The sequence below is a fragment of the Metabacillus litoralis genome (genome assembly GCF_020524045.1).
Classification (GTDB): domain Bacteria; phylum Bacillota; class Bacilli; order Bacillales; family Bacillaceae; genus Metabacillus; species Metabacillus litoralis_C.
The window spans coordinates 265,328-278,652 of the sequence record NZ_JAIVKL010000001.1; the positions used below are offsets into that span (position 1 = coordinate 265,328).

The 13,325-nt window shown below is 34.6% G+C and carries 10 protein-coding genes; 1 reads left to right on the forward strand and 9 read right to left on the reverse strand.

Annotated elements, in window-relative coordinates; all coding sequences use genetic code 11:
- Positions 1–189: 189 nt before the first annotated feature.
- The gene (locus LC076_RS01295; RefSeq protein WP_226665575.1) at positions 190–1,323 is read right to left on the reverse strand and encodes a zinc-dependent alcohol dehydrogenase; all 1,134 of its coding nucleotides are present in this window, start codon (positions 1,321–1,323) and stop codon (positions 190–192) included.
- A gap of 293 nt (positions 1,324–1,616) precedes the next feature.
- Between LC076_RS01295 and LC076_RS01300 the strand changes: the two genes are divergently transcribed.
- Positions 1,617–2,975 carry an SMI1/KNR4 family protein gene (locus LC076_RS01300; protein ID WP_226665576.1) on the forward strand — a complete coding sequence of 453 codons (1,359 nt, stop codon included), beginning with the start codon at positions 1,617–1,619 and terminating at the stop codon, positions 2,973–2,975.
- A gap of 301 nt (positions 2,976–3,276) precedes the next feature.
- Here LC076_RS01300 and LC076_RS01305 read toward each other — a convergent pair whose 3' ends face one another.
- From LC076_RS01305 to rny, 8 genes are all read right to left on the reverse strand, one after another.
- A complete protein-coding gene (locus LC076_RS01305; RefSeq protein ID WP_226666147.1) occupies positions 3,277–4,455 on the reverse strand; it encodes a glycine C-acetyltransferase in 1,179 nt (392 codons plus the stop codon).
- A 23-nt stretch (positions 4,456–4,478) separates the two neighbouring features.
- Positions 4,479–5,519 carry an L-threonine 3-dehydrogenase gene (gene tdh, locus LC076_RS01310; RefSeq protein ID WP_226665577.1) on the reverse strand — a complete coding sequence of 347 codons (1,041 nt, stop codon included), beginning with the start codon at positions 5,517–5,519 and terminating at the stop codon, positions 4,479–4,481.
- Positions 5,520–5,930: 411 nt separating this feature from the next.
- Positions 5,931–6,800 (reverse strand): 2-oxoacid:ferredoxin oxidoreductase subunit beta, encoded by an 870-nt coding sequence (locus LC076_RS01315; protein ID WP_226665578.1) that lies wholly within the window; start codon positions 6,798–6,800, stop codon positions 5,931–5,933.
- A gap of 1 nt (position 6,801) precedes the next feature.
- Positions 6,802–8,538: a 2-oxoacid:acceptor oxidoreductase subunit alpha gene (locus LC076_RS01320; RefSeq protein WP_226665579.1), complete on the reverse strand. Its 1,737-nt coding sequence runs from the start codon at positions 8,536–8,538 to the stop codon at positions 6,802–6,804.
- 193 nt (positions 8,539–8,731) lie between these two features.
- Positions 8,732–9,655 carry a dipeptidase gene (locus tag LC076_RS01325; RefSeq protein ID WP_226665580.1) on the reverse strand — a complete coding sequence of 308 codons (924 nt, stop codon included), beginning with the start codon at positions 9,653–9,655 and terminating at the stop codon, positions 8,732–8,734.
- A 329-nt stretch (positions 9,656–9,984) separates the two neighbouring features.
- Positions 9,985–10,245: a stage V sporulation protein SpoVS gene (spoVS, locus tag LC076_RS01330; RefSeq protein WP_010193268.1), complete on the reverse strand. Its 261-nt coding sequence runs from the start codon at positions 10,243–10,245 to the stop codon at positions 9,985–9,987.
- 268 nt (positions 10,246–10,513) lie between these two features.
- Positions 10,514–11,308 (reverse strand): TIGR00282 family metallophosphoesterase, encoded by a 795-nt coding sequence (locus tag LC076_RS01335; protein ID WP_226665581.1) that lies wholly within the window; start codon positions 11,306–11,308, stop codon positions 10,514–10,516.
- Positions 11,309–11,505: 197 nt separating this feature from the next.
- Positions 11,506–13,068, reverse strand: a complete 1,563-nt coding sequence (rny, locus tag LC076_RS01340; RefSeq protein WP_413465922.1) for a ribonuclease Y — start codon at positions 13,066–13,068, stop codon at positions 11,506–11,508.
- Between the last annotated feature and the right edge of the window lie 257 nt (positions 13,069–13,325).

Genomic DNA, 13,325 nt, shown 5'->3' on the forward strand with positions numbered 1-13,325 from the left:
AAGATTATGTCAATTAACAACAATCTTTCAGACAAGAGCTTATATTAAAACGTAAAGAAATCAATTCCATTGTCGTTGAGCATTAAAACATTAACGTCTTGGGGTCTCGATGCTAAAGTTATACCGACGTATTCAACTTTGAGAAGAATTAACTCAGAAGAATTTAATTCTTCTGAGTTAACGAAATGATTATGGTTTTAATACAACCTTGATGCATTGGTCTTCATGTCCATTAAAAATTTTATATGCATGTTCAGCATCATTTAACGAAGTTTTATGTGTAATAATTTCTTGTGGATCAAGTTCTTTGTTCGAGATCATGTCGTATATCTTTGGCATGATTGGGATAACGGGAGCTTGCCCCATCTTAAGAGATATATTTCTTGCAAAAAAGGCGCCTAAGGGAAAGGCATTATAGTTTGCTCCATAAACACCTGTAAGTTGGACTGTTCCACATTTTCTCACTGCTTTTGTGGCAATTTGAATCGCGCCTAAAGTGCCACCTTGTAATTTAAGCTTTTGTTCAATATATTCTAGTGGAGATTTTTTACCATCCATACCAACACAATCAATAACAACATCTGCTCCACCTTGTGTAATTTCTTTTAAATGTTCTCCCATGTCTGGATATTCTGTAAAGTCAAAAACTTCAACTTTATTCTTTTCTTTTGCATGGTTAAGACGATATGTTTCATAATCAACAGCAATAACTCGCTTTGCTCCTTTCATCCATGCAAACTTTTGAGCCATTAAACCTACTGGGCCACTTCCAAGAACGATTACCGTATCATCTTTTTTAACACCTGCATGTTCTACACTCCAATAAGCAGTTGGCAAAACGTCTGATAAAAATAGTAGTGAGTCGTCTTCTAATTCACAAGACTCTGGAATTAAAAATGGTGTGTAATTACCAAATGGGACCTTTAAATATTCAGCCTGTCCACCCGGATGATCACCGAATTTTTCAGTATACCCAAATAAACCACCTGAATCATAATGAGGATTAGAGTTATCACATTGACTTGTTAAATCACTTTGACAATAAACGCATTCCCCACAAGAAACATTAAATGGGATAACAACTCTGTCACCTTTTTTCACCTTTGTTACTTCTGGTCCAACTTCCTCAACGATCCCCATTGGTTCATGGCCAATAATATATCCATCTGGTAATGGCATATTTCCTTGATACAAATGCAAATCAGAACCACAAATAGCGGTTGAAGTTATTTTTACAATAATATCATCATTTTTTTCAAGTTTTGCATCTGGCACTTCTTTGACAACTACATTATTAGGACCTTGATATGTTACTGCTTTCATCAAAACACCCCTATCTATATCAATTCATCTTCTTAAGTATGCCCAGTATATGTTTATAGATTTATTAAATATTAACTTGGTTAAACTTTGTTAGTTCAGTTCTCATAAAAATTACAGTGAAAAGTTTCTTGATGACTAAAGGTAAAATTTAATAAGAAAAGATGCCACAATGATTTATACTGAGTGTTATTCTTAAAGTTATAAAAGCAACAAAGTTTACACAAAAAGCCTTTTCAATACAGCATTGTTAAAACTATAATTTAAAATAAGTTACTGATGCGGGAGTGAAAATAATGAATGATATTACATACCTTTTATTAAAATGGGATCAAATATTACAAAGATTAAAGAACAATAACGGCGTAGTTCATCACATTGAAATTGGAAAAAAAGCATCGATACAGGAGATAGAAGCTAAAGAAAAAGAGTTAGGATATCAATTACCAGAATCATTTAAATACATTTTAAAAAACTTAGGAACATCTCTCTCTTTTTATTACTCATTTTCTGAAGATACAATTATTCCAAGTGAATTTAACCAAATATCCTCTGGAGAAATAAATTGGAACATAGATTTCCTTCAAAATTTAGATTTATTAGCTGACGAACTTATGGAAGACGGAGAAGATTATGCTGTAACACTTAGAGGAAAACTAGAGTTTTCTCATACTGGAAACGGAGATATTTATGCGTTCGATATGTCTGTTGAAAGTGATGAGAAACCAGTAATTTATTGGGATCATGAAGAAGACACAGTTACTTATATTGCAGAATCATTTATCGATTATTTATTTAAAATAACTGAACTAGGATGTATTGGTAGTGAAAAATGGCAACTTGAATATTTTCTTATTGAATCAGGGTTGGATACGACAAGTCCTGTTGCTGCAAAATGGAAGGATTGGTTTGAGTCATTTTCAGAGACAACTCTAAATGATGTGAGAAATAGCATGAAACAGTTAATAGATTTTACTGTTTATCGAGAAAGGTTAGATGAAAAATCAATCGAATTCCTCGGAAAATTCAACAGAAAAAACATATTTGATTACCTCTTAGTAGAATTAGATAAAAAAGAGGGATATATAAAGCAGAAGATCATATGTGAGGTGATCGGAAGAGTTTTGGGAAATGATGCAGAGTCATGGGTTAGAAGTTTGTGGGAAGCAAACCAAGATATTCTGGATCCAAGATTGCGATCATTTCTAACTTCAATGTGTATTAATAGGGCTACAGGATTATCTTTAGTATTTAATTTTCTTGAACAACAATCTAATAAAAAGATAACTGGATATGAAGCACTTTCTCATCTAGGTGATTTCCATTCAAGTGATGTTATTTTGTGGATGGAGGAGCATATTCAATTTCCTGTAACAGAAGGTTGGGACGAACTTTTCATTAGTTCAAATTTTTCGTGGAAAGAAATTGAAAGATGGACCTCTTTAGAAGAGAAGCATGAAGTAACTGTGATTCACGCATTAGAAAATTATGTACAAGAGAAGGTCGCAACTAATAATTTCCAGCCTGTTATCTCAGATCTTCCAACAAAATCGAATTTTCTTGATTTTCTTGTTAAATTACGTTCGAAACAAGTGTTAAAAAGGCGGATCCTTCCCTTAGATAATGTTATCCAAAACATAAATATATTTTATTAGTTTGTGAAAAATTCATTTAAACCACACCTCTTTTTTGCATTAAAAAACAGCGGTATTAGATACCACTGTCTTTAGACTGTTGACAAACGCTCGCTTTTTTCTACTCAACATGCTGAGGTGCCCATTACCATACAGAGTAACTCCGCTCCTATCAAGGCTTTGCGCCTCGAAAGTCAATCGTTTTCAATCAGTCTGAAGGGTTTGAAAGCATACTTTGTCTACAAACTGAGACATCCGTATAATATACCACTGTCTTTTTTTGCATGAATATAATATCTTCACTTCAAATATTTTATTGCTATTAAATAATGTTAAGCTCTTTACCAGCTTTCTCAAATATATTAAGAGCTTCTTGCAGCTCCTCTTTAGAGTGCTCAGCCGTAACAATCGTTCTAACCCTTGCTAAACCTTTTGCAACTGTAGGAAATGCAATTCCTTGTGCGAAAACTCCATATTCCAATAGTTTATCAGAGAATCTATGAGATAAAGCCTCATCACCAACGATTACAGGGGTAATTGGGGTACCACTTTTTCCAGTATTGAAGCCTAAATTTTGAAGTCCTTCTTTGAAGAATTTTGTATTTTCCCAAAGCTTTGCAATCAATTCAGGTTCATCTAATAACACGTCAATTGCCTCCATACAAGCTGCAGTAACTGCTGGTGGATGTGATGTACTAAATAAAAATGGTCTTCCTTTATGAATTAAGTAATCAATAAGAGTCTTAGAGCTTGCAACATAGCCACCTAATACACCAACAGCTTTACTTAACGTTCCGACTTGAATATGAACACGTCCGTCTAATCCGAAATGATTAACTGTACCACGTCCATTTTCACCTAAAACACCTGAAGCATGTGCATCATCTACCATTATTAGTGCATCATATTTTTCAGCTAAATCAACAATTTCTGGTAGCGGTGCAATATTACCATCCATTGAGAAAACACCGTCAGTTACAATAATCCTTACTCTAAAATCCTCTGACTCTTTTAATGCCCTCTCTAGGTCAGCCATATCTATATGTTGATATACTTTTCTTGCTGCTTTAGTTAAACGGATACCATCAATAATAGATGCGTGATTTAATGAATCAGAAATCACGACATCATCCTTAGTTAAAATGGATGAAAGAACACCTTGATTGGTTGTGAATCCAGATTGAAATACCAATGCTGCTTCTGTGTGTTTAAACTTAGCAAGTTTTTCTTCAAGTTCTTGATGCATATTGAATGTCCCAGCAATTGTTCGTACAGAACCAGTTCCAGCCCCATAAGTTTCCACAGCTGCTTTTGCTGCATGAGTTAAACGGGGATGACTTGTTAAACCTAAATAATTATTTGAAGAAAGCTGTATCACTTCTCTTCCATTAATAACTACCTTTGCACCCTGATCACTTTCTAAAGGAATTAATTTTCTGAAAGTTCCTTGTCTTTTCATCTCATCTAGTTCATTTTGCAAATATTCGAAGCCTCTCATTATCATTTCCTCCTATTAATTTCTATTTAAGGATGTAATACAACTTTTCCACAATTACCGTCCATCATAAGATCAAAGCCTTTTTCATATTCTTCTAATGAAAAATGGTGAGTGATTATTGGTTTCACATCTACTTGACCCGAATGAATTAAACCTGAAACCTGCTGCCATGTTTCAAACATCTTTCTACCTGTTATACCTTGAACAGTAATCCCCTTGAAAACGATATCATTTGTAACATCGAATTCAACTGGTCTAACCGGCAAGCTTAGAATAGATACTCTCCCACCATTTGTGACCATTTTGAAACCTTGATTCATTGCAATTGGGTGACCTGACATTTCACAAACTACGTCAACACCATTTCCCTCTGTTAGTTGCTGAACAATTTGAAGTGGATCGACAGTTTTCGAATCTACAATAGAAGTTGCACCCATTTGTTTCGCTAAATCTAGTCGATATTCATTGACATCAAAAGCTATTACCTGTGCTGCACCAGCTGCCTTAGCAACACCTACTGCCATTATACCTATTGGACCACAACCAATAATTGCAACTGTTTTTCCTACAACATCTCCTGCTAAAACTGTGTGAACAGCATTTCCCATTGGTTCTTGAATAGAAGCAACATCATAAGGCATTTCCTTAGGATTTTTCCATAGATTTGCTGAAGGAATAGCAACATACTCCGCAAAACAACCTTGTGTGTCTACACCAATAATTTTAGTGTTTTTACATATATGGGCCTTACCAGTTAAACACTGTGAACATTTGCCACATACCAAATGTGTTTCAGCTGAAACGGAATCACCAATATTCACATTTGTTACATTCGCACCTATCTCTACTACTTCACCTGAAAATTCATGACCAAAAACATACGGTGGATTTACTCGACTTGCAGACCATTCATCCCATTTATATATATGAACATCAGTGCCACAAATAGATGTAGCTTTTACCTTAATTAATACTTCATGATCATTTATACTTGGAATATCAACCAATTGCAGTTTTGCCCCATAACCGCGGTGATGCTTCACTATCGCTTTCATCTTTCCACTCATAAAATACACCCCTTAAAATTGAAACCCTTTTATATCTATATTTTATCATCGTGATTTCTTTTGTAAATAACAGTGTATTTTTACAGTAGACAAATGATCCTGTGTAAAATAAAATTTTTATTTTTACATATGTCCATTTTAAACTTTGTTGTTTATTTGCATTTCAGTCAATCTTTTTAAGGGAAAATTGTATTTTTATCCAAGCATCTCCCGAAATAATTTCATATAATTCACTCCAATCAACATTAAGCATCAACATAGCTCTTCCTAAAAAAGCATCTAATTTCTAACATTAGTTTACATAATATTATTATGTTTTGGAATAGATGAACAAAAAAAGATTGATGAATGTTCATCAATCTTTTTCAAGGCTTATTGGCCCGAGACAAGCATGGTGATTTTGATTTTTAATTACATAAATTCTGCAACTAATTTATTGAATACTTCTTCATCAATTTCTAAATCAGCTTGTGATAATGGCTTATCACTGTAACCAGTTAAAAGTTCTTGATAAGATTTTTGCTCAGTGTTTTGATAGATAAGGCCTGTTACTAACCCTTTATGCTTCATAAGTGTTTGCATTGCAGTTTCTTTACTATGCGGATCATATCCTTCCACATCAGCAAGCTTGGTTAGATTTTCTTTAAACCAATCATATGTGTTTACCTTATTATACGTAACACAAGGACTAAATACATTTATAAGTGAGAATCCTTTATGATTGATACCAGCTTCTATTAGGGCTGTTAAATCCTTTAAATCGGTTGAAAAACTTTGCGCTACAAAAGTAGCACCAGCTGTTAGTGCCATTTCCATAACTGATAAAGCAGATTCTATTGAACCTTGTGGCGTACTTTTTGTTACAAATCCAGCATCACTTCGTGGAGATGTTTGTCCTTTTGTTAACCCATAGATTTGGTTATCCATGACTATATACGTAATATCAATGTTACGACGAATGGCGTGAATCGTGTGACCCATACCGATCGCAAAGCCATCTCCATCTCCGCCTGATGCAATGACAGTCAAATCTTTATTAGCCATCTTCACACCTTGAGCAATTGGTAATGAACGACCATGAATCCCATGGAAGCCATAAGAGTTAATATAACCTGAAATACGCCCAGAACAACCAATTCCTGATACAACTGCTAACTCTTCTGGAGTTAATCCTACATTTGCAGCAGCACGCTGTATTGCAGCTTGTACTGAGAAATCCCCACATCCAGGACACCAGTTAGGTTTTACATTATTACGAAAATCTTTAAATGTTGTCGCCATACTAAATCAACTCCTTACTTCTCGTATGAATTTCATGAGGAAGGAATGGATTACCATCATATTTTAATAATGAAGAAATTTTATTTGCATTCCCTACATTCATTTTTATTAAACTTGCTAACTGTCCTGTTGCATTATTTTCTACAACAATAACCTTTTTAGCTGCTTCCACCAATGGCTGCATTTCCTCTGATGGGAAAGGGTGGATTAGACGAATTTGTGCATGGTTAACTTTAATACCATCAGCTTCTAATCGAGTGATTGCTTCCTCTATTGTTCCTCTTGTAGAAATATATCCAACGAGTAACACATCTGGATTTTCATGTTGAAGATTCTTATAAACTGGATTTTTAAAATTAAGGCCCTCTAACTTTCTAAGACGCTTATCCATCTGTGCTACACGATTGCTTGCAGATTCTGAAGGTTTACCAGTTTCTTCATGTTCTACACCTGTAACATGATGAATACCATTTTTCATTCCTGGTATAACACGTGGTGAAACGCCATCTTCTGTTACTTCAAAACGCTTGAAGTATGCTTTATTCTCTGATTCAGGTAAATTTTCAGTTAATAGCTTACCGCGACGAATATTTATTTCACTATAATCTAATGGCTCCACAGTTTGCTTTCCTAAAGATAATTGAAGATCTGTTAAAAGAATAACAGGTACTTGATATTCATCAGCTATATTAAATGCTTCTATTGTGTCATAAAATGCCTCTTGAACTGTGCTTGGAGCCATTACAACTTTAGGAATTTCACCATGTGTGCCATATATCATGGCCATTAAATCTGATTGCTCCTGCTTTGTTGGTAATCCTGTACTTGGACCACCTCGTTGAGTATCAATAATAACAAGCGGTTGTTCTGTCATTCCAGAAAGTCCAATAGCTTCCATCATTAATGATAATCCAGGACCCGCAGATGCTGTAAATGTGCGTGCACCAGCATAATTAGCACCGATTGACATTGTACATGCGGCAATTTCATCCTCAGTTTGGATAACAACTCCACCAAATTTAGGTAATTTTTCTATTAAGTATTCCATAATTTCAGAAGCAGGTGTAATCGGATATGCTGCCATAAAGCGTGATCCACCAGCAATTGCACCTAAAGCAATTGCATCATTTCCTATCATAAACATTCGCTTACTACCGTCAGCTTTTTCAAGGAACATATCTTGTCGTTCAAAGCCAAGATCATTCTTCAAATATTGAGCTCCTTTAGCAATCGCGTCCATGTTCTTTTCTACGATTTTTTCACCTTTACGACCATATGTATCATTGACAACATCATGATACTGACTAGGGTCTATATCAAGTATTGCACTTGTTGCACCTATCGCTACCATGTTTTTCATTAAAGAAGTCCCTAATTCAGTTGCAATTTCAGTGAATGGTACTGAGTATAGTGTTACATTTTCACTTTCAGGAATGCTTGGCTTAAACTTAGCATCTGCTAAGACAATTCCACCTTCTCTTAACTCATGAAAATTCACATCAATTGTTTCTTGATCAAAAGCTACTAATATATCAAGATCATCAGAAATAGCTCGCACTTGTTTTGTACTTACACGAATTTTATTATTTGTATGTCCACCCTTAATACGAGAAGAAAAGTGGCGATATCCGTATAAAAAATAACCTAGTCGGTTTAATGCAATAGAGAAAACTTCACCAGTACTTTCAATACCTTCTCCTTGCTGTCCTCCAACTTTCCAAGAAAGTTGACTTATCATGTATTTACACCCCTCTAAAAAGCAATGTTCAATTTATTTTTAAATATATAACTATCAGTGTATCAATAATCTTATCCAATTTCATTATTATTTCTCAAAAATCACATAGACTACACTAAACGTATCAATTGTAGACCTTACGACAAAAAAATACAAGAGTTTCACTTTAATAGAATAAAAGTATTTATTGTAATCAGTAACTCATATGTTCAAAGAAATTTCTATACATAAATTTATGTACAAGCTCTTCAGAATATAATTTTTGAAGTTCATTAATTAATGTTTCATAGCCAGAATAATTTTCTAAACCTGTTATTGTCACTTCTATCCCATCAAAATCTGATCCAAATCCAAGCTGAGTTTCTCCACCTAATGAACAGATATATTCAACTTGTTTTAACACGTCAGAAATAGTAGGGTTACTTCTATTCGAAGTGAAATAGGGAACAAATGTAACACCTATCATTCCGTTATTTTTCAAAAGAGCAACAATCTGCTCATCCTTTAAGTTTCTCACATGTTTGCAAATCGAATAAGCATTTGAATGAGATGCAATTGGATACTCCGCTATATCAAGCGCTTCCCAAAAGCTTCTTTCACATGCATGTGAAAGATCTGTCCATAAACGCTGTTCATTTAAATAACGAATAACCATTCTACCGAAATTGGTTAATCCACCATTTCTTTTTTCATGAGCTCCATCTGCTACAAGATTTGCAAAATTCCACGTTAACCCTACTGATCTCACTCCTAAATGATATAATATTTGTAAATTATTCAACTGATCTCCAATAGCATCACAACCTTCTAAAGTTAAAATTGCTCCCATTTCATGATTACTTAGTAGATTAATATCTGATTTTGTTTTTATTAGTTTTATTTCTGGAAATTTCTTTAAAATTCTTTGATAAAATAGATTTATTTGTTGAAGAGCAACTTCCATTCTGTTTATAAATGGGATATCTTCAGGAATGAAAACAGCAAAACATTGAATATTATTGTTGCGTTCTTGTAATTTAGAGATCGAAACTTGTAATCTTTCATCAGAAAAAACATCTATATCTGGTTCCCTCCAAAGCTTATATAACAAATCACAATGAGCATCAAATATTTTCATCTTCCATGTCTCCTCCTTTTCAATGATATACACACTCTCAGGGTACATCTCCACGATACACTTTTAACATATAAACTAAACGCAAAACGGTTGATCTTGCCTCTCGCATTAAGTAAGCGCTCATTTCACATGGATTTTACAGCACTATTGTAAAATAAGTTGCTTTACTCTCACTTGAAGTCTAAGCATCTGACATCCCCTAAAAAACCAGATTCCTGCAGCTAGACAAAGAAACGAACTCATTTATGTTTAGGACAAGCAAAAGGTTTGACTCTATAGAGTCAAACCTTTTGCTTGTCAAATTGACATATATAAATAATCTAACGCTTTCAACGAGGCTCTACAATGAGCTTAATAGCTGTTCTTTCTTCACCATCTATTAAAATATCTGTAAAAGCAGGTATACAAATTAAATCTACTCCACTTGGTGCGACAAAACCTCTAGCAATAGCTACAGCTTTTACTGCTTGATTTAATGCACCAGCACCAATAGCTTGTATTTCTGCTCCACCACGTTCTCGTAATACCCCAGCCAATGCACCAGCGACAGAATTAGGATTTGATTTTGCTGAAACCTTTAATATTTCCATTTCTAGTTCCCCCTTAGTTTTCAATGAATCCTTGAGTGTTCATTAGAACAATCATTGGCATATCTTGTTCAAAGGCTCCCCTTACAAGCCTTTAAACAGTGTTAGTTAATCATCCAATGATACTATATTCACTAGAGTTGGAAAATATTCCTGCTTGTTCGCACATTATTTCATATTCTTCGAATAGTAGTAAGTAATACTCTTTAAAAAATGAGTGAAGATAGTTATGGTAATACATGGAGGTTTTATATCATTTTAACTTGCAGATTTACTCAAAAAACATATGATCATCATTAATAAGAATACGTTCAATCTTACTTGATTTTCCAGTTTTATCATCGATGTCTATAATAACACCACTTAATTGTTTTCGACCTTCTGCAACATCGTGACGAACTGGTAGACTTGTTAAAAATCGTTTTAAAATCATTTCCTTATCTACACCTAAAATCCCATCGTATGGACCTGTCATACCTACATCGGTAATATAAGCTGTACCTTCATCTAATATCCTGTTGTCTGCAGTCTGTACATGTGTATGTGTTCCAACTACTGCTGATACTCGACCATTTAAATACCATCCCATCGCTTGTTTTTCACTTGTTGCTTCAGCATGAAAATCAACAAAAATAATGGGTGTTCGCTTTTGTGCTTCTTCGATTAGTTCATCAGCTTTTTTAAAAGGACAATCTGATGGTGGTAAGAAAGCACGACCTTGAAGATTTATAACTGCAATTTCCTTTCCCGCAACTGTAACAAACACCATACCCTTACCTGGATTATCTACTGGAAAATTTGCAGGTCTTATCAGTTTGTGTGCTTTATCAATAAACTCAAAAATTTCACGATTATCCCACGTATGATTTCCCATGGTTACTACATGTGCACCACTTTCAATAAATTGCTGATACATTTTCTCAGTAATACCTCGACCATGTGCAGCATTTTCACCATTAATAATAACAGCCTGTGGTCGATATTTTGTTTTTAATTTAGGTAAATATTCTTTAATCATCTCTCGCCCCGGTGATCCAAATACATCACCTATAAATAATAACTTCATGATAAAATGCCCTCTCTGTCTTTAGTCTAAATAAATGCAAAATTTCATACTGCTTATGCTAGAATTTATTGTTCACCTAGAAAACATATACAATAAAAATTAAATATTACTTATTTATTTAATATAAACCGCTTTATGTACATCCCTAGTTTTACATAAATAACGCAAAAAATAAAGTGGCGCATTTCTGCACCACTTTATTTTGCGTATTCAACTGCTCTTGTTTCACGAATTACGGTCACTTTAATATGACCAGGGTAGTCTAATTCTTCTTCAATTCTTTTACGTATATCTCTTGCTAAGCGATGTGCTTGTAAATCATCTATACTATCAGGCTTAACCATGATTCGAACTTCACGACCAGCCTGAATGGCGAATGATTTTTCAACACCTTCATAAGATTCAGAGATTTCTTCAAGCTTTTCTAAACGACGAATGTAATTTTCAAGTGTTTCACTACGTGCTCCAGGTCTAGCTGCTGATAATGCATCTGCTGCAGCCACGATAACAGCAATAATTGACGTAGGTTCTGTGTCACCATGATGTGATGCAATACTGTTAATAACAACAGGATGCTCTTTATACTTTGTCCCAAGCTCCACACCAATTTCAACATGACTACCTTCAACTTCATGATCAATTGCCTTACCAATATCATGTAATAGCCCAGCTCGTTTAGCTAACAATACATCCTCACCAAGTTCAGCAGCCATTAATCCAGCTAAATATGCAACCTCTGTTGAGTGTTTCAAGACATTTTGACCATAACTAGTTCGGAATTTTAAACGACCGAGAATTTTAATTAGGTCTGGATGTAAACCATGTACTCCGACTTCAAAAGTCGTTTGCTCACCAATTTCTCGAATGTATTCATCAACTTCACGACGAGATTTCTCAACCATCTCTTCAATTCGTGCAGGATGAATTCGTCCATCTTGAACTAGCTTGTCAAGTGCAATTCTTGCTGTTTCGCGTCGAATTGGATCAAAGCCTGATAAAATAACTGCTTCCGGTGTATCATCAATGATAAGATCTATACCCGTTAATGTTTCTAACGTTCGTATATTACGTCCTTCACGACCAATAATACGACCCTTCATTTCATCATTTGGAAGATTTACAACAGAAACCGTTGTCTCAGCTACATGATCTGCTGCACAACGTTGAATAGCAAGTGACAGGATTTCTTTCGCCTTTTTATCAGCTTCTTCTTTTGCACGATTTTCGCTATCTTTAATCATTATAGCGATATCATGTGTGAGTTCATTTTCTACCTTTTCAAGAATGATTGACTTAGCTTCATCTCGAGTAAGGCTAGATACGCGTTCAAGCTCTGTTTGCTGTCTACGCACAATCTCGTCCACTTTGCTTTCCATATCTTCAATATGCTGTTGTCTGTCATTAAGAGAATCCTCTTTTTTCTCTAGCATAACTTCACGTTTATCTAAAGACTCATTTTTACGGTCGAGATTCTCTTCTTTTTGTAATAAGCGATTTTCTTGTTTTTGAAGTTCATTCCTTCTTTCACGAACTTCTTGTTCTGCTTCTGTTCGCAACTTATGAATTTCATCTTTAGCTTCAAGAAGCGCTTCCTTTTTCGTTGCCTCTGCATCACGCTTTGCTTCTTCTATAATCTGCTCAGCAGCAGAATTAGCTCCAGCAATTTTCGCTTCTGCAATAGATTTACGAACAAAATAGCCAACAACTGCACCGACGATTAGGCCAAGCAAAATGGAGATGATTATTGATACTATGTCCATCATTACACCTCCTCTTGCTATGAACTTGTTTTTCTAGATTAAAGTGTCGGCATGTACATTGTTCAATTTAAGTTGTCAACATACAGCACAAAGCTTTCTGATCATGTTGAACTTTGTGTCTTTATAAGTTTTTAGGAAGACATTTTCAAGTACCAACATTTTTGTTTGCTTTTTAAAATTCTTCAATCATCATTCTACAAAATTGTAAAATATACATCCTAATTGTAAATCTGTGAATTTTTATTGTCAAGCCTATG